The organism is Parapedobacter deserti (genome assembly GCF_042646065.1).
Lineage (GTDB): Bacteria > Bacteroidota > Bacteroidia > Sphingobacteriales > Sphingobacteriaceae > Parapedobacter > Parapedobacter deserti.
Genome location: NZ_JBHRTA010000038.1, coordinates 421469 through 444874, shown reverse-complemented (window position 1 = coordinate 444874; position 23406 = coordinate 421469). Strand labels below are relative to the sequence as shown.

Sequence of the window (23406 nt, the reverse complement as noted above, 5' to 3'; positions counted from 1 at the left end):
ACCCGTAATATCGTGTTCTTATTTTAAAAACTAGATTACAAATTGTTATCGGACATGAGAAATATTACTATTCTGGCCCTTTTAATTGCTTTTATTTCAACGGAATATGTTTTTGGCCAAAGTGCGGTAAAAAGAGAGCCTCCAAAAGGTTCGCTTACCAGCGGCACGATCGATAGCCAATTCATTTACCTTTATGCGATTTCAAGGACGCAGGATGGTATTGAGCACGTGCGGCAAGCAAACCTCGACCGGATCCGGAAAAACGTAGCCGATACCATAAAGGCGCTGACTAAGGAAATAGTGGATTTAAAAGCCATGAATGTCAACCAACAGGCTTCGATTGATGTGATGGCGGACTCCCTATCGCAAGCCAACCGTAACCTACAAGCCTCGCAACAGGAAAAAGACAGCTTTTCCTTTATGGGTATTCAGCTGCAGAAGAGCACGTATAGTATGATGATGTGGGGTATTGTGCTGCTGCTCACCATTGCACTTATTTTCTTCATCTACCGCTATAATCAAAGCAATGTGGTGACGAACGACACAAAAAAAGCGATCGAAAACCTTCAGGTCGAATTCGAACAGCACCGTAAAAAAGCAATGGAAAAGGAGCAGAAACTCAAACGCCAACTGCAGGACGAGCTTAATAGGCGTATGGGATAATGCAGCGATAAGGTAAGCCGCCGCATGCACCTGCGCAAGCAGCGAAAGGAAAGGGGCCGGAAAAGAAAGCTAAGGTCCGGCTTTTGATCCTGTTTACAGAATTTGTATTATTGTGTCCCCCGGATGATGCATCCATCACTTATCCAGATTTACCGGCCAACTCCATTTACCGAATAACTCCGTCGAAGTCCGTTAAAAGTCCGTTGAACTCCGTACCGCGTCCCTACTACTTTCGCGTTCCCTTCGGCTTTCCTTCGCCAACCCTTTCACGTCCCCCGGGCAGCAAGCGGTGTGTATATGCCACCATAGCCCTCCGCATATCTATTTAGGGAAACGCGGATATGAGGTGCATGGGCGCTGTATATTGCCCGGTTATGGAGCATTTAAAAGACAAGCTATACAGGAATACCTGCACTGTAACATTTCTTTTCATTAAAATTTGCTTTTAATTGTTTTAAACGTATTTTTGCAGTCCGAAATTAAGGCCTGTATTTCGCCTTTATTACATTGGTTTATAAAATTTTAGTTCCTGAAAATATGTCCAATATTGGAAAAATAGCCCAGATCATCGGCCCTGTGGTCGATGTGAGTTTCTCCGAAAACGCCAAGCTCCCGAAGATTTACGATGCGTTGGAAATCGAGAAAGAAAATGGCCAGCGTATTGTATTAGAAGTGCAGCGGCACCTCGGCGAGGAGCTTGTGCGCACCATTGCCATGGACGCCACGGAAGGCCTGATGCGCGGCATGAAGGTGATTGACACCGGTGCCCCTATCAAAATGCCGGTCGGTGAAGGCATAAAAGGCAGGGTGTTTAACGTGGTTGGCGATGCAATCGACGGCATTCAGCAACTTGACAAATCCAATGGGCGCAGTATCCACAACACTCCGCCGAAGTTCGAAGACCTTTCCACCGAAAACGAGGTGCTGTTTACGGGCATCAAAGTGATTGACCTGCTCGAACCGTACGCCAAAGGTGGTAAGATCGGCCTGTTCGGCGGTGCCGGTGTGGGGAAAACGGTATTGATTCAGGAGTTGATCAACAACATTGCAAAGGCCTATTCCGGACTTTCGGTGTTCGCCGGTGTCGGCGAACGTACCCGTGAAGGAAACGACCTACTCCGTGAAATGCTGGAATCGGGCATTATCAAATATGGCGAGGAATTCATGGAAGGGATGGAAAAAGGTGAATGGCCTTTGGAAAAGGTAGACGTAGAGGAATTAAAGGATTCCAAAGCCACCTTCGTATTCGGGCAGATGAATGAGCCTCCAGGCGCGCGTGCTCGTGTGGCACTTTCCGGATTGACCATAGCCGAATACTTCCGGGATGGTGATGGCGAAGGAGCCGGACGCGATATCCTGTTCTTCATCGATAATATCTTCCGGTTTACACAGGCTGGTTCTGAAGTATCGGCGCTACTTGGCCGGATGCCTTCAGCGGTTGGCTACCAACCGACTCTCGCAACGGAAATGGGCCTGATGCAGGAACGGATCACTTCCACCAAGCGTGGATCCATTACTTCCGTTCAGGCCGTTTATGTACCTGCGGACGACTTGACCGACCCCGCACCAGCCACCACGTTTGCTCACCTGGATGCAACCACGGTGCTTTCCCGTAAAATTGCAGAACTGGGCATTTACCCCGCAGTAGACCCGCTCGACTCCACCTCGCGGATATTAAGCCCTGCCATCCTGGGCGACGAACATTACAACACAGCCCAACGGGTAAAAGAGATATTGCAGCGCTATAAAGAGCTACAAGACATCATTGCCATCCTGGGTATGGACGAACTTTCGGAAGAAGACAAACTTGTCGTTGCGCGCGCACGCCGTGTCCAGCGGTTCTTGTCTCAACCTTTCCATGTAGCCGAGCAGTTTACCGGCCTTAAAGGTGTATTGGTTGACATTAAGGATACCATTAGAGGATTCAACATGATCATCGACGGCGAAGTGGATGAATACCCTGAAGCTGCTTTCAACCTGGTTGGCACTATTGAAGACGCCATCGAGAAAGGCAAGAAACTATTAGCGGAAGCGGTCTAATTTAGACGTGAGACGTCAGTAAAAAAATGAAGTTAACAATCATCACACCAGATAAACCGATTTTTGATGGCGAAGTCACATCGGTGACCGTACCTGGATCAGCGGGGTCTTTTGAGGTGTTGGAAAACCATGCACCCATTGTCTCCACCTTGGAAGATGGGAAAGTGATTATCCGAACCGGCAAAAGCGAGGAAATTATTTCGATTATCGGCGGTGTTGTGGAAGTGATTCACAACAACGTTACCGTACTTGCCGAGGGAATAGTCGAAAGATAAAATAGAACAGCGATCAAGAAAGCCCCCCGGTGAATGAGTCTCCCGGGGGGCTTTTTTTTAACAACTTTTTTAGAGTGACGCCCCATTTTACGCAGAATTCGACGTGATTCAGTCATCTTGTTTCAAAATGGACTGAATACCGGAAACGGTTTGAGTCTGCGCAATGCAAAATTAAATATTATAGAATAGGTAAAAGTTAAAATTAAATTACAACCAATACATTTAAATGAAATTATATTTTAATTTAAAAAACTCACCATTTACTATTGCCGATAATAAATAAACGTTCTAACTTAATGAAGTCGAAACTTGCATGGATTGCAACTTAGCAAAAGCTACCAAGAAAGGCGGGCGCCAATAGGCGATTTAAGGGAAAAAGATGAAATATTTCGGTAACGATACTTGGGTGTATGTGGATGGGGAGTTCCTGAAGGCCGACTGTGCACAAATTGATCTCTTCAGCCAGTCGGTGCACTACGGTTATTCAGCCATAGAAGGCATCCGCGCTTACAATACCCATAATGGAACCCGCCTATTCCGGGCCGAACAGCATTACGACCGGCTGCGACAGTCGTGCGGGCATGTTGGCATTCCATTTCCGTGGGAAACCGACCGCTTAGTAGATATGACCTACCAGCTGCTTGAAAAAAATAACCTGAGGAGTGCTTATGTGAGGCCATTGGTCATAACTGGCTATAACATGTATCTGACTCCTGCAGAGAGTTCCAGTATTATCATCACTGCCTGGGAATGGGGGCCTTTCCTCGGGACAGGCCTGATCAAACTTACCTTGTCGCCGTATCGGCGCCCCAGTCCTAGTTCTTTGCCGCCGGAATCCAAAATATCCAGTCAGTACGTAGCATCTATTGTAGCCACAACCGAAGCAACAAGTAGGGGGTTTGATGAGGCCATACTGCGGGACAGCAACGGATATATAGCGCAGGCCTCAAGTAATAACATTTTCATCGAGAAAGATGGTGTGTTATATACACCGCCCATTGGCCATATTTTTCCGGGAATCACCCGGAAAACCGTACTCGAACTAGCCGATGTGCTCAACATCGACGTAGTCGAAAAACCGCTTCTGCCTGAAGAGCTAAAGGCTGCAGATAGCGCCTTCCTGACAGGTACAGCTACAGGTATTGTCGGCGTTGCCTCCGTAGACGACACGGTCTATTCTGAAGCTTGGGCCGATACGCTCGGCGCCACCATACAGCGGGCATACAAAAACTTAACGTTAGAAAAAGAGAATTATCAAGTGATTATATAACCATGCTAACTGAACAAACAACTAAACTGAATAAATACAGCCAAGTCCTTACCCAGGATAAGACCCAACCGGCGGCACAAGCGATGCTTTACGGGATCGGCCTGACTGATGACGACATGCAGAAGGCGCAAGTGGGAATCGCCAGTATGGGCTATGATGGCAACACCTGCAATATGCACCTGAATGACCTTGCTAAGGTGGTAAAAGAAGGTGTATGGGGCAACGATCTGGTAGGACTGATATTCAACACCATTGGCGTGAGCGACGGGATGAGCAACGGCACCGACGGCATGCGCTACTCACTGGTTAGCCGCGACATTATCGCGGATAGCATCGAAGCCATCTGCGGTGGACAGTATTACGACGGCCTCATTGCTATTCCGGGATGCGACAAGAACATGCCGGGCTCTATCATGGCCATGGGCCGACTCAATAGGCCATCCATCATGGTGTATGGCGGCACGATCGCACCGGGCCATTATAAAGGTCAAGACCTCAACATCATTTCGTCATTCGAAGCGCTGGGACAAAAGATCGCAGGCAACCTGTCCGAAGAAGATTTCATCGGCATTGTCAAGAATAGCTGCCCGGGAGCCGGTGCCTGTGGCGGGATGTACACAGCGAACACCATGGCCGCCGCTATCGAAGCACTAGGTATGAGCCTCCCCTATTCTTCCTCCAATCCCGCGATCAGTGAGGAGAAAAGACGCGAATGCCGGGATGCAGGCAAGTATATCCGCATCTTACTCGAGCGGGACATCAAGCCTTCGGATATCATGACCCGGGAGGCGTTTGAAAACGCGATGCGTGTCATCATTGTCTTGGGAGGCAGCACCAATGCCGTATTGCATTTTATCGCCATAGGTAAAAGCGTGGGCATCAACGTCAGCCAAGATGATTTTCAGCGCATGAGCGATACAACGCCTGTGCTGGCCGATTTGAAACCCAGCGGCCGGTACCTCATGCAGGACCTTCATCAATACGGCGGCGTACCAGCGGTTATGAAATACCTGCTCAATGAAGGCCTGCTGCACGGCGGCTGCCTGACGGTAACTGGCCAGACCTTGGCAGAAAACCTGTCCGATGTAACGCCAATCAATGAAATCGACCAGCCGATTATACGAACACTGGACAACCCCATAAAGGCTACCGGGCACCTCCAGATCCTGTACGGTAACCTCGCTGAAAAAGGCAGTGTTGCTAAAATATCAGGCAAAGAAGGCGAGCGGTTCGAGGGCCCGGCCCGCGTATTCGATGGCGAAAAAGAGCTGATCGTTGGCCTTGCTTCCGGTAGGGTAAAGTATGGCGATGTGATTGTCATCAAAAACGAAGGGCCCAAAGGCGCGCCGGGGATGCCCGAAATGCTGAAGCCCACCTCGGCCATCATTGGTGCTGGTTTGGGAAAGAGCGTGGCATTGATCACCGACGGACGCTTCAGCGGCGGAACCCATGGATTCGTCGTGGGGCATATTACACCGGAAGCTTACGATGGCGGCCTCATCGGGCTGGTGGAAGACGACGACATCATTGTCATTGATGCGGTAAACAACACCATCAGCCTCCAAGTAGCGGACGAGATCATTGCCGAGCGCCGGGCGAAGTGGCAAAAGCCGGCATTGAAGGTAACCAAAGGCGTACTATTTAAATATGCAAGGACCGTGGCCGATGCATCATCAGGCTGCGTGACGGATGAATGCTGAATAAGTAAAAGGTCAAAATTAAAAAGCTAAGGGCTGACAGTGATTGCTGAATGCCAATTGCAAAAAACGACAGACTATGAACACTCTGGAAATCACAAAAGACACACCGCACAGCAAATTGGAAGAGAAGGCTGGGTCAAAGCAGATAAGCGGCTCCCAGGCTGTACTTGAAGCGTTGTTGGCGGAAGGTGTGGATACGATATTCGGTTATCCGGGCGGTGCTATTATGCCTATCTACGATGCACTGTATGATTACAATGATAGACTGAGGCACATCCTGGTGCGGCATGAACAGGGCGGTATCCATGCCGCGCAAGGCTATGCGCGTACCTCGGGCCGCGTGGGCGTCGTATTCGCAACCAGCGGCCCCGGTGCTACCAATCTGGTCACGGGATTAGCCGACGCACAGATCGATAGCAACCCGATTGTCTGTGTCACCGGTCAAGTATTTGCCCATTTACTCGGAACCGACGCGTTTCAGGAAACCGACGTCATCAACATTACCACCCCGGTGACCAAGTGGAATTACCAGGTCACCGATGCCTGCGAAATCCCCATGGCGCTGGCAAAGGCTTTCCACATCGCCCGGACAGGAAGACCGGGGCCGGTGCTGATCGATATTACTAAAAACGCTCAGCTTCAGTTGTTCGAGTATAACGGGTATCAGGTATGCAATCACATACGCAGCTACCGGCCAAAACCAATTGTGCGCAGGGAATATATCGAGCAGGCGGCAGCGCTCATCAACGAGGCGAAAAAGCCTTTTGTCCTTTTCGGACAGGGTATCATCCTCGGTAAAGCGGAGGCAGACTTCAAAGCATTCATCGAGAAAACCGGAATCCCGGCGGCGGCAACAGTGATGGGGCTTAGTGCCCTTGAAACCGACCACCCTCTGCATGTCGGTATGCTGGGCATGCATGGCAATTACGCACCTAACGTACTTACCAATGAGTGCGATGTACTCATTGCTATTGGCATGCGCTTCGATGACCGGGTAACAGGCCGGTTGGATAAGTATGCTAAACAGGCTAACGTTATCCACTTAGACATCGACCCTGCAGAAATTGATAAGAATGTAAAAGCTACCGTGCCGGTCTGGGGAGACTGCAAGGAAACGCTCCCACTGCTCACGCAGCTGGTGGAAGCGCGGGCGCATCCCGAATGGCTTGCCCGTTTCCGCCAATTGGAACAGGATGAAATCAATGAGGTCATTCATGAAGAATTGAACCCCACAACGGATGTCATGACCATGGGTGAAGTCATCAACCTATTGAATGAACTCACGGGCGGCGAAGCGGTCATCGTGACCGACGTGGGCCAGCACCAGATGGTAGCCTGTCGTTATGCCAAGTTCAACAAGTCGAAAAGCAATGTCACTTCGGGAGGATTAGGCACCATGGGTTTTGGATTGCCGGCTGCAATAGGCGCATGGTATGGAACACCTGAAAGAACCGTGGTAGCTATCATCGGGGACGGTGGTATCCAGATGACTATTCAGGAATTCGGCACGATCATGCAATTCGGCGCCAAAGTGAAGATCCTTATCCTCAACAACGAGTTTTTGGGTATGGTCCGTCAATGGCAACAACTTTTCCACGACAGGCGGTACTCCTTTGTAAATATTACCAGCCCTGACTTCGTGACGGTGGCCAAAGGATATAATATACCCGGCAAAAAAGTCATTGCCCGCGAAGGGTTGAAGGATGCCCTAACGGAAATGATCAACCATGATGGCGCCTACCTTTTGGAAGTCATGGTAGGCAAGGAAAACAACGTATTCCCAATGGTGCCGCAGGGCAGCAGTGTAGCGGAAATCAGATTGAAGTAAAGTCAGCATAAAAAATGGAAAAGCAGGAATATACCATCACCCTTTATACAGAGAACAGCATCGGTATGATTGGCCGCATCTCCACCATCTTTTCACGGCGTAAGATTAACATCGAAAGCCTCAACACTTCTCCCTCGGAAGCGGAAGGCATTCACCGCTTCACTATCGTCATCCATGAAACCGAGGATGTGGTACGCAAGCTCTGCCGCCAGATCGAAAAACAGGTAGAGGTGCTGAAAGCCTATTACAACACGAATGATGAGGTCATTTGGCAAGAGCAGGCGCTGTATAAAGTCCCGACGAACATGGTGACAGAAAAAGCACCAGTAGAGCGCTTACTACGCCAATATGGAGCGAGCGCGGTAGTTATCCGCAATGATTACACCGTATTCGAAACCGCAGGGCACCGGGAGGAGATTGACGCGCTGACCGAAGCGCTGGCTGAATACAACCTCATTGAGTTTGTGAGGAGCGCACGGATTGCAATCATCAAGGACAGCGAGGGCTTCCATAAAAAACTGAAAGAGTTTGAAGAAGCTGAACCGGCGGATGAGGTCGTAGAAAACCGATACCTCAACAAGCAGGACAATGTATTCACCATGTAGGGTGCTATGGGTAACTATGCGCAAGCACAACGAAGAGCAATAAAAATAATAATCAACTCAACAGAAAGACAACGAATATTAAATAGAACAATGGCAAATTATTTCAACACCCTACCACTTAGAGAGAAATTAAACCAATTAGGTGTCGCAGAATTCATGGATATCAGCGAATTTTCGGATGGGGTCAGCGCCCTAAAAGGCAAAAAAATCGTTATTATAGGCTGCGGTGCACAAGGCTTAAACCAAGGTCTCAACTTAAGAGATAGCGGATTAGATGTTTCCTATGCGCTCCGTAAGGAAGCAATCGAGCAAAAGCGGGATTCGTGGAAAAACGCGACTGACAACCACTTCAATGTCGGCACTTATGAAGAACTGATTCCCACTGCTGATCTGGTGAGCAATTTAACTCCCGATAAACAGCACTCGTCTGTCATCGATGCGGTGATGCCGCTGATGAAAGAAGGGGCTACCCTCTCCTATTCACATGGTTTTAATATTGTCGAGGAGGGAAAGCAAATCCGCAAAGATATCACGGTCATAATGATAGCACCGAAATGTCCCGGTTCAGAAGTTCGCGCAGAATACCTGCGTGGTTTTGGCGTACCGACCCTCATCGCAGTGCATCCAGAAAATGACCCCCAGGGAAAAGGATTGGCTGAAGCCAAAGCGTACTGCGTGGGCACCGGTGGCCATAAAGCCGGAGTGTTGCGCTCGTCCTTTGTTGCAGAAGTTAAATCCGACTTAATGGGCGAACAAACCATTTTGTGTGGACTGCTGCAGACAGGCTCAATCCTTTCTTTTGATAAGATGGTAGATAAAGGTATCGAACCAGGTTACGCATCCAAACTGGTTCAATACGGTGTGGAAGTCATTACCGAAGCCTTAAAGCAGGGTGGTATTACCGCCATGATGGATCGGCTAAGCAATGTGGCTAAAATAAAGGCTTTCGAGATTTCCGAAGAATTGAAGACAATTATGCGTCCCTTGTTCCAGAAGCACCAAGACGATATCATGAGTGGAGAATTTAGCAGGACCATGATGGAAGACTGGGCAAATGGTGATAAACAATTGTTAAAATGGCGTGCGGCAACGGGCGAAACTGCTTTCGAAAAAACGCCTGCAGGCGACGTTAAGATTGGCGAGCAGGAATACTTCGACAATGCCGTATTTATGGTCGCCTACATTAAAGCCGGGGTTGAACTTGCGTTCGAAACCATGGTGGAAGCAGGCATCAAGCCTGAGTCGGCATATTACGAGTCCCTTCATGAAACGCCGCTTATCGCTAATACGATTGCCCGTAAAAAGCTGTTCGAGATGAACCGGGTGATTTCTGATACTGCAGAATATGGGTGTTACTTGTTTGACCATGCATGCAAGCCCCTATTGGCCGACTTCATGAAAACGGTAGACACGGACATTATCGGCAAGAATTACAACGAGGGCAAAGACCTGGCTGTCGACAACCAGACACTGATCACAGTAAACGAAGCGATCCGTACGCATCCGGTTGAGAAAGTGGGCGCCGTACTCCGTAAAGCAATGAAGGATATGAAAGCAATTAAAACTGCTTAAAATAACAACAGCATCTGGGTTGGTTTGAACGCACCACTGCCTCAGCTGACCCAGATGCAATTGCATATCAACGCCAATTTACATAAGTTTGCATCATATAAACTACTCTTGCAAGAAATAAACGTAACCAACGGCTTCAAAGCCTGATTGACTGTGACTAATCCAATTGTCCATATCGCCCAATTGAGTTTGCAATATGCCGGACGTGTTGTTTTGGACCAATTAAATTGGCAAATCCATCAAGGCGAACATTGGCTTATCGGCGGAACAAGTGGCTCAGGAAAAAGTTCGCTAGCAAAGGCATTGGCTGGACTTGAAAAAGCAAACGGCACCATTCAATTCTTTTTCAACCATTCATCTTCGCTTCCTATGCGCGTTCTGTACGTATCGAATTGGTATCAGTTTACCAACTTGGAGGGTGACCGTAATTTTTATTATCAACAACGTTACAATAAGCAGCAAAGGAACGACACGCTGACTGTATATGCCGAACTAGCACACTACGCCAAAACGGAAAACTTGTCGTTCGATCAGGTGGAGCAATACATAGACCTATTTGACTTCATCGATCTGAAAAATACGCAGCTGATAGCGCTCTCCAGCGGTGAACACAAGAAATTGCAGTTAATCAAAGCACTGTGGCTGAAACCACAGTTGCTGATCATTGATGAACCCTACACTGGCCTGGATCAATCATCGCGGAAGAAGCTTAACCTGTACTTTGACGACTTAGCATTGAGAGGCGTTCATCTCATACTGATCACGAACAATACGGTGTTACCGGACTGCATCAACCGATTTGCAGCGATTGAAAATGGGCGGTTAAGACCGCTAGACTCCGTACTTGACTTATCAAAAGACACGATCCGCATCCAAAAAGGACTACCTTCATTCCTACGGGAAGAACCAAAAATACCTGCCGAGGCCATGGTTCATATGGAGGACATCCACGTCAGATATAGAGACAAGGAAGTTTTAAAGGGCATTAACTGGACAATACGAGCAGGGGAAAAATGGTTACTCCAAGGACCTAATGGCTCAGGAAAATCAACCTTGCTAAGCCTCATTACTGGCGACCATCCGCAGGCATATGCCAATCATATCCAGCTTTTCGGGCAACGCCGGGGAAGCGGAGAAAGCATTTGGGACATTAAGGAACGACTCGGCATCATTTCCCCAGAATTGCATTGGTATTTTGATAAAACGGCTAACGTGTGGCAAGCGCTTGCATCCGGCTTCTACGATAGTATCGGCTTGTTTAGACAACCCAGCCATGACCAACAGCAAAAAATCAACCAGTTGCTGGATTTTTTTGAGCTTACCGATCACAAAGACCAACTGATAACCACGTTGCCGCTCGGAAAGCAACGCTTGGTCCTGTTAGCTAGAACCATGATCAAAAATCCACCGTTGCTCATTTTGGATGAACCATGCCAAGGGCTGGACCACGCACAAGCTGAACATTTCAATGCGGTGGTCGACGAACTCTGCAATTATGGAAAGACATTGATTTACGTCGGCCATTACGAAACACAATTGCCCAGTTGCCTGGAAAAGAAAATGGTACTTGAAGATGGTGAAGTAAAAACTATAACAACAATAACAGAACTTGTTTATCAAACAGAAATATAAAAGATCTTACCATGTTGCATGATCCAAACCGAATATACGTTTTTGATACTACCCTCCGGGATGGAGAACAGGTACCCGGTTCGCAATTGACGACTCCTGAAAAACTGATCATTGCAGAAGCGCTGGAAGCGTTGGGCGTGGATGTCATTGAAGCGGGTTTTCCGATCTCAAGCCCGGGAGACTTTAACAGCGTTGTTGAAATCTCCAAACTAGTGAAAACGCCTACCGTCTGCGCGCTCACACGCGCTGTCAAAGGCGACATCGACAGCGCCGTTGCAGCACTAAAACATGCTAAGCATCCACGTATCCATACTGGTATTGGCGCATCCGACACGCACATCAAATATAAATTCAACAGCACGCGCGAAGCAATCATTGAACGTGCGGTAGAAGCAGTAAAATATGCCAAATCTTTTGTCGAAGACATCGAATTCTACGCAGAAGACGCTGGAAGAGCAGACAACGAATACTTAGCTCGAATGATCGAGGCCGTGATAGCAGCGGGGGCCACTGTAGTCAACATACCAGACACAAACGGCTATTGCCTACCTGAACAATACGGTGCCAAAATAAGATTCCTAAAAGAAAACGTCAAAAATATTGATAAAGCAATTATCTCCGTCCATTGCCATAATGATTTAGGGTTGGCAACCGCCAACAGCATCGCAGGTTTACAAAATGGTGCACGCCAGGCCGAATGTACGATCAACGGCATTGGCGAACGTGCCGGGAACACTTCGCTGGAAGAGGTGGTCATGATTTTAAAGACTCATCCGTCCATCGGGCTCCACACCCATATCAATACCAAGCAGCTATACCCATTGAGTACCATGGTAAGCCGGATGATGCGCATGCCGGTGCAGCCGAATAAAGCCATTGTAGGTAAAAATGCGTTTGCACACAGTTCTGGCATCCATCAAGATGGGGTGCTCAAGCACCGTGAAAATTACGAAATCATGAATCCTGAAGATGTAGGGATTGACCAATCTGAAATCATTTTAACCGCGAGAAGTGGAAGACATGCTTTAAAACACCATTTGGAGCGATTGGGATACACCATCGACCGTATCGATTTAGATCAAGTTTATCAACGGTTCCTGGAGCTGGCCGATGCAAAAAAAGAGCTGAAGGATGATGACCTTTTGCAATTGATGGGAGACGAAACCGAGCAAAGCTTTAAAAACGGATTAGCGATCAATTCGCTGCAAGTAACAACAGGTGACCAACAGGTCCCGAACGCCGTTGTCAAACTGAGCTATAATGGTGTAGAACATGAAGCAACAGCAACGGGGAACGGGCCAGTCAGCGCAGCGATAAAAGCAATTGAAAGTATCATTGGGGAAACCATCGAAATCAAGGAATTCAATATCCACTCCATCCATGGGGGAAGCGATGACGTGAGCAAAGTCGATATGCGGGTGATTCACGAAGATAAATCATATATGGGATATGGCTTCAGTACCGACATAGTACGGGCATCCGCGAACGCTTATTTAGATGCATTGAATAAGTTTATCTAGTCAGGCTGAACATCAGAAAGCCATAGCAGGACGCAGAAAACGATTGAGCGAAAAAAACGAAATAACAACGATAAAAAAGATGAGTAAGACATTATTTGATAAAGTATGGGATGCGCACGTGGTGCGCAAAATCGAAGGGGGGCCCGATGTGTTATTTATTGACCGGCATTTGATCCATGAAGTAACCAGTCCGGTTGCCTTTTTAGGATTAAGACAAAGAGGCATCACAGTTCTATACCCTGAACGCACATTTGCTACTGCTGATCATAATACACCGACTATTAATCAGCACCTGCCTGTACAAGATCCGTTGTCTGCCAACCAATTAAGAGCGCTGGAAGAAAACACCAAAGCATACGGCATCAGACATTGGGGACTTGGGCATGATAAAAACGGTATTGTGCACGTGATTGGTCCGGAAAATGGCATTACGCAACCCGGAGCTACCATTGTCTGTGGTGACTCACACACTTCCACACATGGGGCTTTCGGAGCGATTGCGTTCGGCATCGGCACTTCAGAAGTCGAGATGGTGCTCTCCACACAGTGCATCATGCAGCCGAAACCAAAAAAAATGCGTATTACCATCAATGGCGACCTGGGCAAAGGCGTGTTGCCAAAAGATGTGGCGTTATTTATCATATCTAAGCTAACCACATCGGGCGCGACAGGCTATTTCGTTGAATATGCCGGAAGCGTATTCGAACAGATGAGTATGGAGGGACGGATGACTGTCTGTAACCTCAGCATCGAAATGGGTGCCCGAGGCGGCATGATAGCCCCTGATCAAACCACTTTTGATTACATAAAAGGCCGTGAATTCAGCCCTAAAGGAGCTGATTGGGACAAAGCCATGGAATACTGGGAAACGTTGAAAACAGATGACGATGCCGTTTTTGACAAAGAGCTTGTTTTTGACGGTTCAGAAATCGAGCCTATGATTACCTATGGTACCAACCCAGGTATGGGTATGGGTATTACTCATGCCATTCCGGATGCCACACAAGTAGCGGGCGGAGTAGCCACCTACGAAAAATCACTGGGCTATATGGGGTTTCGTGAAGGTGACCCGATGATCGGCAAAAAAATAGACTACGTTTTCGTAGGAAGCTGTACGAATGGCCGTATTGAAGACTTTCGGGCATTCGCATCGTTGGTAAAAGGCAAGAAGAAAGCAGAAAACGTAACCGTATGGCTGGTGCCCGGGTCGCATGTTGTTGAGCAACAAATTAAAGAAGAAGGATTGCTCGACATCTTGACTGAAGCGGGCTTTACCTTGCGTCAACCCGGCTGTTCAGCTTGTTTGGCTATGAACGATGACAAGGTGCCTGCTGGTAAGTACGCTGTCAGCACATCTAACCGGAATTTTGAAGGCCGCCAGGGCCCCGGTGCCAGAACGCTGCTGGCCAGCCCACTGGTGGCTGCTGCTGCTGCGGTAACCGGTGTGGTAACTGATCCGAGAACATTTATTCAATAATTTTAACATGGCATACGATAGTTTCAATATATTAACGAGTACCGCAGTTCCGCTTCCCATCGAAAATGTGGATACCGACCAAATCATTCCGGCACGCTTTCTAAAAGCAACAGAACGTGTTGGTTTTGGGGACAACCTTTTCCGCGACTGGCGCTATAACCCGGACAACACCCCGAAAACGGACTTTGTGTTGAATGACCCAACCTATAAGGGGAAAATTCTTGTCGGAGGCAAAAACTTCGGTTCGGGTTCATCCAGGGAACATGCTGCGTGGGCCATTTACGACTACGGGTTTCGGTGTGTAGTATCTAGCTTTTTTGCTGATATTTTTAGAAATAACTGCTTGAACATCGGCGTGTTACCTGTACAAGTAAGCGCCGAGTTTTTAGAAAAGATCTTCGCAGCAGTTTACGACAACCCAGACACCGAGATTGAGGTGAATTTGCCAGCACAGACCATCACATTGCTCGCTACAGGCGATTTCGAGACGTTTGAAATAAACAGCTATAAAAAAAGCAATATGCTGAATGGGTTTGACGACATTGATTATCTACTCAATATCAAATCTGACATTCAAGAGTTTGCAAAGACCCTTCCTTTGTAATAATGGAAAGAAGGAAAATAGAAATCATGGACACGACACTGCGCGACGGTGAGCAAACCTCGGGTGTGTCGTTTTCGGTTTCGGAAAAATTAACCATAGCGCAGTTGCTGCTGGAAGAACTTCGCGTAGATCGGGTGGAAGTCGCGTCTGCCCGTGTTTCTAAAGGAGAGTTTGAAGCGGTTAAAGCCATTACGGACTGGGCCTCGCAACATGGGCATCTGAATGCGATTGAAGTACTTTCATTCGTGGATAAAGGAGTCTCCATTTCATGGATGCAGCAGGCAGGGGTAAAGGTGCAAAATCTATTGACGAAAGGTTCGTTTAATCACCTGACTCACCAGCTCCGCAAAACACCGGAACAGCATTTCAGCGAAGTCGCTGCCGTCATCCAACTGGCTGCCGAGCAAGGTATAGTTACCAATGTATATCTGGAAGACTGGAGCAATGGTATGCGTCATTCGCCCGATTATGTTCTGCAGTACCTGGATTTCCTCGTCTCACAAGCCATCAAGCGGATTCTATTACCGGATACGCTTGGCGTGCTTACCCCTACCGAAACGTTTAAATATATTTCAGCTTTAAAGGCCCGATACCCACAAGTCCATTTCGATTTCCATGCCCACAACGATTATGACCTCGGCACGGCAAACGCGCTGGAAGCAGTAAAGGCTGGAGCAGATGGGCTGCACCTCACCGTAAACGGTATGGGTGAACGAGCAGGGAATGCTCCTCTGGCCAGTGCCGTGGCCGTGATCAAAGACTTCCTGGACGATGTGGAAGTAGGCATCAAGGAAACCGCCATATTTACCGTAAGCAAACTTGTTGAAAATTTTTCGGGCGTGCGGATTCCTAGCAATAAGCCTATCGTTGGCGACAATGTATTTACACAAACGGCCGGCATACATGCAGACGGTGATAATAAAAACAATCTCTACTTCAATGACCTACTGCCTGAACGATTTGGGCGGAAACGCAAATATGCCTTAGGCAAAACTTCGGGCAAGGCCAACATCGAGAAAAACCTTCAGGAACTGGGGCTTAAATTGAACGAAGACGATCTAAAGAAAGTAACCGAGCGGGTCATCGAACTCGGCGACAAAAAAGAGGTGGTCACCACCGAAGACCTGCCGTATATTATCTCCGACGTACTTAATACAAAGAGCATCGAAGAAAAAATTTTGGTGGAATCTTACGTGCTGACCCATGCCAAGGGATTACACCCGTCGGCCACCATTGCTGTACGAATATCCGGACAACTCTTTGAGGAGCATGCGCAGGGCGATGGGCAGTTCGATGCGTTCATGAATGCACTGACCATGGCGTACGCTAAAAACGACATCCTGCTGCCAAACTTGGTGGATTACAACGTACGTATTGCTCCCGGAAGTAGTTCGGATGCGCTTTGTGAAACGACCATTACCTGGGAAATGAACGACCGAAGGTTCTCTACACGTGGGCTGGATTCGGATCAGACGGTTTCTGCCATCAAGGCTACCCAGAGAATGCTGAACATTGTCTTGAATGCTGAGCGTAACGCGGGGATGGAGATGTTAAAGACCTGATTTTAAATATTACTGCACTCGTTTTATTTTTGTATTTTATCTTTTGACTTTTTTATAACATGGAATTGAATATTGCGCTTTTACCGGGTGATGGAATCGGGCCCGAGGTAGTGGATCAGGCAGTGAAAGTGGTGGATGCTGTCGCTGAAAAATTCGGCCACCAGATCAAGTGGGCGTCCGGACTGACCGGAGCAGCGGCCATTGATGCCGTGGGCGACCCGTATCCCGAATCCACTCACAAAATATGCATGGCTGCTGATGCTGTACTATTTGGTGCAATTGGCCACCCACGCTACGACAATGATCCAAAGGCTCCCGTTCGGCCCGAACAGGGATTATTGAAAATGCGCAAGAAGCTTGGTCTGTTTGCCAACGTACGCCCTACGTTTACCTTTCCCTCCCTCATTGACAACTCTCCGTTGAAAAGAGAGCGCATCGAAGGGACAGACCTGATTATCCTCCGCGAACTGACCGGAGGCATATACTTCGGCGAGCGCGGTCGTAAAGACAACGGTGATACAGCTTTTGACACATGTACCTATACGCGGGAAGAGGTGAAGCGCCTGGCAAAACTCGGCTTCGAAATGGCTATGAACCGACGTAAAAAACTTTGCTGCGTAGACAAAGCCAACGTACTGGAAAGTTCGCGCCTGTGGCGGGAAACCGTGCAGGATATGGAAACGGATTTCCCGGAGGTAGAGGTCAGCTATGAATTTGTAGATGCTGTAGCAATGCGTTTGGTGCAGTGGCCGTCTTCCTATGACGTCTTAATCACCGAAAATCTATTCGGTGATATCCTCACGGATGAAGCTTCAGTGATTTCGGGTTCGATGGGATTAATGCCTTCAGCATCCATAGGTGTCCATACATCATTATTCGAACCGATACATGGCTCCTACCCACAGGCGGCGGGGAAGGACATTGCCAATCCGCTAGCGACCGTGCTTTCTGCGGCCATGATGCTTGAAGATGCGTTCGACCTGAAAGACGAAGCAAGCCTCATCCGGGCCGTGACCAATCAATCGTTGGCCGAAGGGATAGTAACGGAAGATCTTGCCGGCAAAAGCAAAGCTTATAAGACCAGCGAGGTCGGTGACTGGCTAGCAGCACAAGTCCGTGCATGGGAAATAATTGCGAGCCCAGCACCATGAAAACACCATATGAAGCCGCCGCCGGGCGTTTGGCAGGTGTGACCACACATACCCTGCTGCAGCACAGCCATCGGCTTTCAGAAAAGTACAGTGCCAACATTTACCTCAAACGTGAGGACATGCAAGTGGTGCGCTCGTATAAATTGCGGGGCGCCTTCAACAAGATCAGCAAGCTCCCTGAAGCAGAGCGCAGTACCGGCGTCGTCTGCGCCAGTGCCGGGAACCATGCTCAGGGAGTAGCTTTTTCGTGTAAAAGACTAGGCATTAGCGGGGTGATCTTCATGCCTGGCCCAACCCCGAAGCAGAAAATTAGCCAAACGGAAATGTTCGGAAATGGCTATATCGAAATTGTCCTCACGGGCGATACGTTTGACGATTGCCAACAAGCTGCTTTAGCCTATGCCAGGGAAAAGGGGATGACCTTCATCCATCCGTTTGATGATACTGACATCATTGAGGGCCAGGGAACAGTAGGAGTCGAGATCCTCCAGGACCAACCGGATACCGACGTCGTAATCATCCCTATTGGCGGTGGGGGGCTAGCGGCCGGAACAGGAACTTGCCTCAAGCAGACCAAGCCCGATATTACGCTTTATGGCGTGGAACCCGAGGGGGCGCCGTCCATGAAGGCGGCATTGATAAATGGCGGGCCAGTAACCCTGAACGAGATCAATCGGTTTGTGGACGGCGCTGCCGTGAAACGAATCGGCGAGCTGACTTACCGATACTGCAAGGACTTGTTGGACGATGTTCGGCTTGTTCCAGAGGGCAAAATATGCACCACGATTCTTGAACTTTATAATAAGGACGCGATCGTAGTAGAGCCTGCCGGAGCGCTCAGCGTGGCTGCACTCGACTTCTACAGTGATGAAATCAAGGGTAAGAAGGTGGTGTGTATCTTGAGCGGAGGGAACAATGACATTGATCGGATGGGCGAAATCAAAGAGCTTTCGCTACTCTATGAAGGGCTGAAACACTACTTCATCATCCGCTTTCCCCAACGTCCAGGCGCACTCAAACTATTTGTAAACGGAGTGTTGGGCCCCCATGACGACATCACGCGCTTTGAATTTATAAAAAAGACGCAGCGCGAACGGGGGCCGGCTTTAGTGGGAATCGAACTGCAAAACGCTGCAGATTATAGCGCATTGGTAGAACGCATGCGTATACACCGATTCGACTTTAAGGAAGTAAATAATGACGCTACTTTATTTGAGTATTTGGTATGAGCAAGAAGCAATACGCGTAGTGGTTACTGGTATCAATAAATATACCGAATTGGTGCTAACATTTCCACACTCGGTAGTGTCCAAACACTAAAGCATTTGTCAAACCACTGAATATCAAATCGTTAAAAAACCATAAACCCACACTGATTATCCACACTGTGAATAATTCAACATCTGTTGATAACAATTACTACCGTACTGGAATTAAATAGCTGATATTTGTTCAAGGGCTACAACTTACCAACCACTGTTTAATAAAGTGTCGGAGTCTACCCGGGAAACATTCGGAGTCCGATTGTGTGCTGAACATCAAAATTTACTACTATGACACGGATTATAAAATTCGAAAAAAACGATTGCGCACCCTGCAACCAGGTGTCTGAATATCTCGATCGCAGGGGTATCACCTATGAAACAGTAAATCCGTTTGACAAACCGGAGCTAGCAATCCAATATAAGGTGCGTACCGTACCTACGGTTATCGTGCTTAACCAAGATCAGGAGACGCAGCGAATCATCGGGTTCAAGCCTGATGAACTGTCAGCGTTGGCTATACAATAAGCCGAACCCCGGTATACGGAGTTGGAAGCCCCAGAGCCGGACGATTGAAACAGGATACCAAATACAGCATAGGCCCCCTCGAAACGTGGGGGTTTACCATCTAAAGGATTTGCAACATGGAGCGGATTTATTACGACAGCAAAACAGGCAACGTGGAGCGATTCATGCAGAAGGTAACAGATTTGACCGGGTGGACGGCTCAACAAATCCATCCAGATATGGAAGTAAAGCATGAAGGGCATTTGGTGACATACACTACCCGGTTTGGTGAAGTACCAGAAACCACCAAAAATTTCCTGCAATATGCTAGCTCCTACCTCCTCTCAGTATCCTCTAGTGGGAACCGGAATTGGGGAAGGAATTTTGCCATGGCGGGAGAAAAGATTGCAAACGAATACGGTATACCGCTGGCCCTCAAATTCGAGCTATCGGGAACCAACGAAGACGTTAATGAATTTATAGCGATTATTAAAGCAAGGAACTATGGTAACAAACGACGTGGCAAAGAGCTGGATTTTGCTCAATAACGAAATCATGATCAAACATGATGACGAGTTTAGCCTCCATAAGGACAAAGAAGCCGTACGCGCTTACTTTTTGGAGTATGTTAATAAAAACACCGTTTTCTTTTATACACTGAAAGAAAAGATCGACTACCTCATCGAGAACAATTACTACATCAATTTTTATGAGTGGTTTACGTTTGAGGAAATGGAAAGGGTATACCATTTCATAGCTGCCAAAAAATTCCGTTTTCCGTCGTTCATGAGCGCGTTCAAGTTTTTCCAGAGTTATGCGCTGCGAGACGATTCAGGAGAAAAGTTCCTTGAACGTTATGAGGACCGTGTTGCTGCTGTATCGTTGTTCCTCGCCCGCCATGAAGGAGTTGACCGCGCCCTTCAATATGCCGAACTACTGATTAGCCAAGAATATCAGCCTGCTACGCCTACCTTCCTCAATGCGGGAAAAAAGCGCTCGGGCGAATTGGTATCCTGTTTCCTTGATGAGATCGGCGACAATCTAAATGGTATCGGCTATGCCGTGGATTCCGCGATGAAGCTATCGTCTATCGGTGGGGGTGTTTCATTCAATATTTCTAAAATCCGGGGTCGTGGTGAAGCGATCAAGGGTGTGGAAGGGCGCGCCGGCGGCGTACTGCCTATCATGAAAATCCTTGAAGATACGTTTTCCTATGCTAACCAGCTTGGTCAGCGCCCGGGGGCAGGCGCTGTATACCTCAATATTTTCCATTCAGATATCGAAGAATTCCTTGACTGCAAAAAGATCAACGTCGACGAAAAGGTACGCATCAAATCGCTTTCCATCGGGGTTATCATTCCAGATAAATTTATGGAACTCGCGACCAAGGATGAACCCTGTTACCTGATCTATCCGCACACCGTCAAGCAGGAATATGGCCAATATTTAGATGAGGTGGACATGGACCAGATGTACGACGAGCTGATCACTAATCCGAAAATCAAGAAGAAAAAAGTCAACGCCCGGCATTTGCTTGTCAAAATCGCTCAGACACAAAAGGAAAGTGGATACCCTTACATCTTCTTCAAGGAAAACGCGAACCGCCAGCATGCGCTGAATGGCATCGGAAAAGTCAAATTTTCCAACCTATGTACAGAAATCATGCAGGTTTCTGAAGTCTCTGATATTAATATCTACGGACAGGACGATACGATTCGCTATGGGATTTCTTGCAACCTTGGCTCACTAAACATTGCGACAGTAATGGACAATAAACGGGTAGCACAGGCTGTAAAAACTGCCATGCGGGCCCTCACCATGGTGTCTGACGTAACGGACATCGCCATGGTACCGTCTATCCAAAAAGCCAACCGCGAACTGCACAGCGTGGGCTTGGGAGCGATGAACCTGCATGGATATCTGGCCAAAAACTTCATCATGTATGAAAGCGAAGAAGCGCTGGATTTTGCCAATGTATTCTTTATGATGGTCAACTACTATTCCCTGCAAGCTTCCATGGAAATCGCCCGCGAGCGGAAAACCACTTTCGTGGGTTTTGAGAAATCCGCGTATGCCGACGGAACCTATTTTGACAAATATGTCAGCCAGGACTATTTTCCGACAACTATCAAAACTAGCGAACTGTTTGCAGGCATGGATATCCCGACCAAGAAGGATTGGAAGACCTTGAAACAGCAGGTGCAGGAACATGGCGTCTACCACGCCTATCGGATCGCCATCGCCCCCAACCAGTCCACGTCATACATCATGAATGCCACAGCTTCCGTGATGCCGATCGTAGATACCATCGAGGTGCGTGAATACGGCGACAGCACGACTTACTATCCGATGCCATACTTGACCAATGAAAATTATTTCTATTACAAATCGGCATACGATATGGATCAAATGAAGGTTTTGCGGCTTGTTTCCGTTATCCAGCGGCATGTTGATCAGGGAATATCCACCATACTACATACCAACTCCCGCGATAATACCCGCGACTTGGCCCGATATTATATTTATGCGCATAAAATGGGCCTGAAATCGCTGTATTACACACGTACGCGCAAATCAACGATTGATGAGTGTGTATCCTGCTCTGCGTAACGGAAAGTAAGAATAAGAGACAAGACATAAGCGCTCAAAGCAAGAATACGAAGCCATGCTTGGACATCAAGAAGTGCTTCGTATTCTTGTCTGATATCAAATTTAACCATTTATCTTTAGTTGATATGAAACAATATAAAGCCGTCAACTGGAATGACCCGGAAAACGACTATGCCCTGATGTTTTGGGAGCAAAATATCAAACAGTTCTGGATAGACACTGAATACATTCCTTCCAAGGATATTGATAGCTGGAAAGCGCTGTCGCCCGAAATGCGGGAATGTTATAAAAAAGCCCTGGGTGGTCTTACCTTGCTTGATACCCTGCAAAGTCACACGGGAATGCCGAAAATCATGGATCATGTAGAGTCTTTACAGAACAAATCCGTATTGGCGTATATGTGTATGATGGAGGCCATCCATGCCAAATCATATTCCACCATTTTCACCACCGTGGCCACATCCCAGGACATCGAAGACATCTTTAACTGGGTTCAGAACAACAAATACCTACAATTCAAAGCTTCCACCATTGACAAACACTACCGCAAGCTCGCTGAAACGGATATAAGCAAAGAGGATCTTTTCATGGGGCTAAGTGCTTCGGTTCTGCTGGAATCCTTCCTTTTTTACAGCGGTTTCTTTATCCCGCTTTGGTTGTGCGGGCAAGGATATATGGTAGCCAGCGCAGATATCATCAAAAAAATCATCGCGGATGAATCCATACACGGGGTATTTGTCGGGCTGCTGGCACAGGATGTTTACAAGAAACTGCCGCAACCGGAAAAATCGAAAGAGAAGCTGTTGGCGTTGCTGAACGACCTGTACGAAAACGAGCTGAAATATACTGAAGAGATCTATACGGACGTAGGGCTCACTGCCGAGGTGAAAGAGTACGTCCGTTACAATGCCAACAAGGCGCTGATGAACCTTGGATTCGAGCCTGCTTTCGAAGTCAAGCGCGTAAATCCTATTGTGCTGAACGGCCTCAACGTCGAAACGACGCAGCATGATTTTTTCTCCAAAAAGTCCACCAACTACGAGAAGGCGACAGAGATTGTGCACCTGCGCGACGAAGATTTTATCTTGGATACTTCCATCAGTGTATAAAGCAAAAATGGGGGCAAAC

At 47.8% G+C, this 23406-nt stretch carries 19 protein-coding genes; all 19 read left to right on the top strand.

Annotated elements, in window-relative coordinates; all coding sequences use genetic code 11:
• Positions 1-54: 54 nt before the first annotated feature.
• A complete protein-coding gene (locus ACFOET_RS14525; protein WP_379023899.1) occupies positions 55-663 on the top strand; it encodes a hypothetical protein in 609 nt (202 codons plus the stop codon).
• Positions 664-1200: 537 nt separating this feature from the next.
• Positions 1201-2703 (top strand): F0F1 ATP synthase subunit beta, encoded by a 1503-nt coding sequence (atpD, locus tag ACFOET_RS14520; protein WP_379023897.1) that lies wholly within the window; start codon positions 1201-1203, stop codon positions 2701-2703.
• Positions 2704-2729: 26 nt separating this feature from the next.
• The gene (gene atpC, locus ACFOET_RS14515) at positions 2730-2978 is read left to right on the top strand and encodes an ATP synthase F1 subunit epsilon (RefSeq protein ID WP_379023895.1); all 249 of its coding nucleotides are present in this window, start codon (positions 2730-2732) and stop codon (positions 2976-2978) included.
• Positions 2979-3357: 379 nt separating this feature from the next.
• Positions 3358-4248, top strand: coding sequence for a branched-chain-amino-acid transaminase (gene ilvE / locus ACFOET_RS14510; RefSeq protein ID WP_379023893.1), 891 nt, complete (start codon positions 3358-3360; stop codon positions 4246-4248).
• Between the two features lie 2 nt (positions 4249-4250).
• Positions 4251-5948 carry a dihydroxy-acid dehydratase gene (gene ilvD, locus ACFOET_RS14505; RefSeq protein ID WP_379023891.1) on the top strand — a complete coding sequence of 566 codons (1698 nt, stop codon included), beginning with the start codon at positions 4251-4253 and terminating at the stop codon, positions 5946-5948.
• A gap of 76 nt (positions 5949-6024) precedes the next feature.
• Complete coding sequence (gene ilvB, locus ACFOET_RS14500; RefSeq protein WP_379023889.1) at positions 6025-7776, top strand: biosynthetic-type acetolactate synthase large subunit; 1752 nt, start codon at positions 6025-6027, stop codon at positions 7774-7776.
• A gap of 14 nt (positions 7777-7790) precedes the next feature.
• Positions 7791-8381, top strand: a complete 591-nt coding sequence (ilvN, locus tag ACFOET_RS14495; RefSeq protein WP_379023887.1) for an acetolactate synthase small subunit — start codon at positions 7791-7793, stop codon at positions 8379-8381.
• 90 nt (positions 8382-8471) lie between these two features.
• On the top strand, positions 8472-9953 hold the full coding sequence (gene ilvC, locus ACFOET_RS14490; protein ID WP_379023885.1) for a ketol-acid reductoisomerase: 1482 nt from the start codon (positions 8472-8474) through the stop codon (positions 9951-9953).
• 153 nt (positions 9954-10106) lie between these two features.
• On the top strand, positions 10107-11585 hold the full coding sequence (locus ACFOET_RS14485) for an ATP-binding cassette domain-containing protein (protein ID WP_379023883.1): 1479 nt from the start codon (positions 10107-10109) through the stop codon (positions 11583-11585).
• A gap of 11 nt (positions 11586-11596) precedes the next feature.
• Positions 11597-13105, top strand: coding sequence for a 2-isopropylmalate synthase (locus ACFOET_RS14480; protein WP_379023881.1), 1509 nt, complete (start codon positions 11597-11599; stop codon positions 13103-13105).
• Positions 13106-13184: 79 nt separating this feature from the next.
• Complete coding sequence (leuC, locus tag ACFOET_RS14475) at positions 13185-14582, top strand: 3-isopropylmalate dehydratase large subunit (protein WP_379023879.1); 1398 nt, start codon at positions 13185-13187, stop codon at positions 14580-14582.
• A gap of 7 nt (positions 14583-14589) precedes the next feature.
• Positions 14590-15186, top strand: a complete 597-nt coding sequence (gene leuD, locus ACFOET_RS14470) for a 3-isopropylmalate dehydratase small subunit (RefSeq protein ID WP_379023877.1) — start codon at positions 14590-14592, stop codon at positions 15184-15186.
• Between the two features lie 2 nt (positions 15187-15188).
• Positions 15189-16748 (top strand): alpha-isopropylmalate synthase regulatory domain-containing protein, encoded by a 1560-nt coding sequence (locus tag ACFOET_RS14465; protein ID WP_379023875.1) that lies wholly within the window; start codon positions 15189-15191, stop codon positions 16746-16748.
• 59 nt (positions 16749-16807) lie between these two features.
• Positions 16808-17899, top strand: coding sequence for a 3-isopropylmalate dehydrogenase (leuB, locus tag ACFOET_RS14460; RefSeq protein ID WP_379023873.1), 1092 nt, complete (start codon positions 16808-16810; stop codon positions 17897-17899).
• Complete coding sequence (gene ilvA, locus ACFOET_RS14455) at positions 17896-19128, top strand: threonine ammonia-lyase IlvA (protein ID WP_379023871.1); 1233 nt, start codon at positions 17896-17898, stop codon at positions 19126-19128. The genes leuB and ilvA overlap by 4 nt, the downstream gene beginning before the upstream one ends.
• A 324-nt stretch (positions 19129-19452) precedes the next feature.
• Entirely contained in the window at positions 19453-19689 is a 237-nt protein-coding gene (locus tag ACFOET_RS14450; RefSeq protein ID WP_379023869.1) for a glutaredoxin family protein, read from the top strand.
• Between the two features lie 116 nt (positions 19690-19805).
• Positions 19806-20216, top strand: a complete 411-nt coding sequence (nrdI, locus tag ACFOET_RS14445; RefSeq protein WP_379023867.1) for a class Ib ribonucleoside-diphosphate reductase assembly flavoprotein NrdI — start codon at positions 19806-19808, stop codon at positions 20214-20216.
• The gene (gene nrdE / locus ACFOET_RS14440) at positions 20173-22278 is read left to right on the top strand and encodes a class 1b ribonucleoside-diphosphate reductase subunit alpha (protein ID WP_379023865.1); all 2106 of its coding nucleotides are present in this window, start codon (positions 20173-20175) and stop codon (positions 22276-22278) included. Before nrdI ends, nrdE begins: the two co-directional genes overlap by 44 nt.
• 125 nt (positions 22279-22403) lie before the next feature.
• The gene (nrdF, locus tag ACFOET_RS14435; protein WP_379023863.1) at positions 22404-23387 is read left to right on the top strand and encodes a class 1b ribonucleoside-diphosphate reductase subunit beta; all 984 of its coding nucleotides are present in this window, start codon (positions 22404-22406) and stop codon (positions 23385-23387) included.
• The last annotated feature ends 19 nt before the right edge of the window (positions 23388-23406 follow it).

What these genes read in the sequence shown, in the direction of transcription:
- ACFOET_RS14525 (WP_379023899.1), top strand. Translation starts at nt 55, where the DNA reads ATGAGAAATATTACTATTCTGGCCCTTTTAATTGCTTTTATTTCAACG.
- atpD (WP_379023897.1), top strand. Translation starts at nt 1,201, where the DNA reads ATGTCCAATATTGGAAAAATAGCCCAGATCATCGGCCCTGTGGTCGAT.
- atpC (WP_379023895.1), top strand. Translation starts at nt 2,730, where the DNA reads ATGAAGTTAACAATCATCACACCAGATAAACCGATTTTTGATGGCGAA.
- ilvE (WP_379023893.1), top strand. Translation starts at nt 3,358, where the DNA reads ATGAAATATTTCGGTAACGATACTTGGGTGTATGTGGATGGGGAGTTC.
- ilvD (WP_379023891.1), top strand. Translation starts at nt 4,251, where the DNA reads ATGCTAACTGAACAAACAACTAAACTGAATAAATACAGCCAAGTCCTT.
- ilvB (WP_379023889.1), top strand. Translation starts at nt 6,025, where the DNA reads ATGAACACTCTGGAAATCACAAAAGACACACCGCACAGCAAATTGGAA.
- ilvN (WP_379023887.1), top strand. Translation starts at nt 7,791, where the DNA reads ATGGAAAAGCAGGAATATACCATCACCCTTTATACAGAGAACAGCATC.
- ilvC (WP_379023885.1), top strand. Translation starts at nt 8,472, where the DNA reads ATGGCAAATTATTTCAACACCCTACCACTTAGAGAGAAATTAAACCAA.
- ACFOET_RS14480 (WP_379023881.1), top strand. Translation starts at nt 11,597, where the DNA reads ATGTTGCATGATCCAAACCGAATATACGTTTTTGATACTACCCTCCGG.
- leuC (WP_379023879.1), top strand. Translation starts at nt 13,185, where the DNA reads ATGAGTAAGACATTATTTGATAAAGTATGGGATGCGCACGTGGTGCGC.
- leuD (WP_379023877.1), top strand. Translation starts at nt 14,590, where the DNA reads ATGGCATACGATAGTTTCAATATATTAACGAGTACCGCAGTTCCGCTT.
- ACFOET_RS14465 (WP_379023875.1), top strand. Translation starts at nt 15,189, where the DNA reads ATGGAAAGAAGGAAAATAGAAATCATGGACACGACACTGCGCGACGGT.
- leuB (WP_379023873.1), top strand. Translation starts at nt 16,808, where the DNA reads ATGGAATTGAATATTGCGCTTTTACCGGGTGATGGAATCGGGCCCGAG.
- ilvA (WP_379023871.1), top strand. Translation starts at nt 17,896, where the DNA reads ATGAAAACACCATATGAAGCCGCCGCCGGGCGTTTGGCAGGTGTGACC.
- ACFOET_RS14450 (WP_379023869.1), top strand. Translation starts at nt 19,453, where the DNA reads ATGACACGGATTATAAAATTCGAAAAAAACGATTGCGCACCCTGCAAC.
- nrdI (WP_379023867.1), top strand. Translation starts at nt 19,806, where the DNA reads ATGGAGCGGATTTATTACGACAGCAAAACAGGCAACGTGGAGCGATTC.
- nrdE (WP_379023865.1), top strand. Translation starts at nt 20,173, where the DNA reads ATGGTAACAAACGACGTGGCAAAGAGCTGGATTTTGCTCAATAACGAA.
- nrdF (WP_379023863.1), top strand. Translation starts at nt 22,404, where the DNA reads ATGAAACAATATAAAGCCGTCAACTGGAATGACCCGGAAAACGACTAT.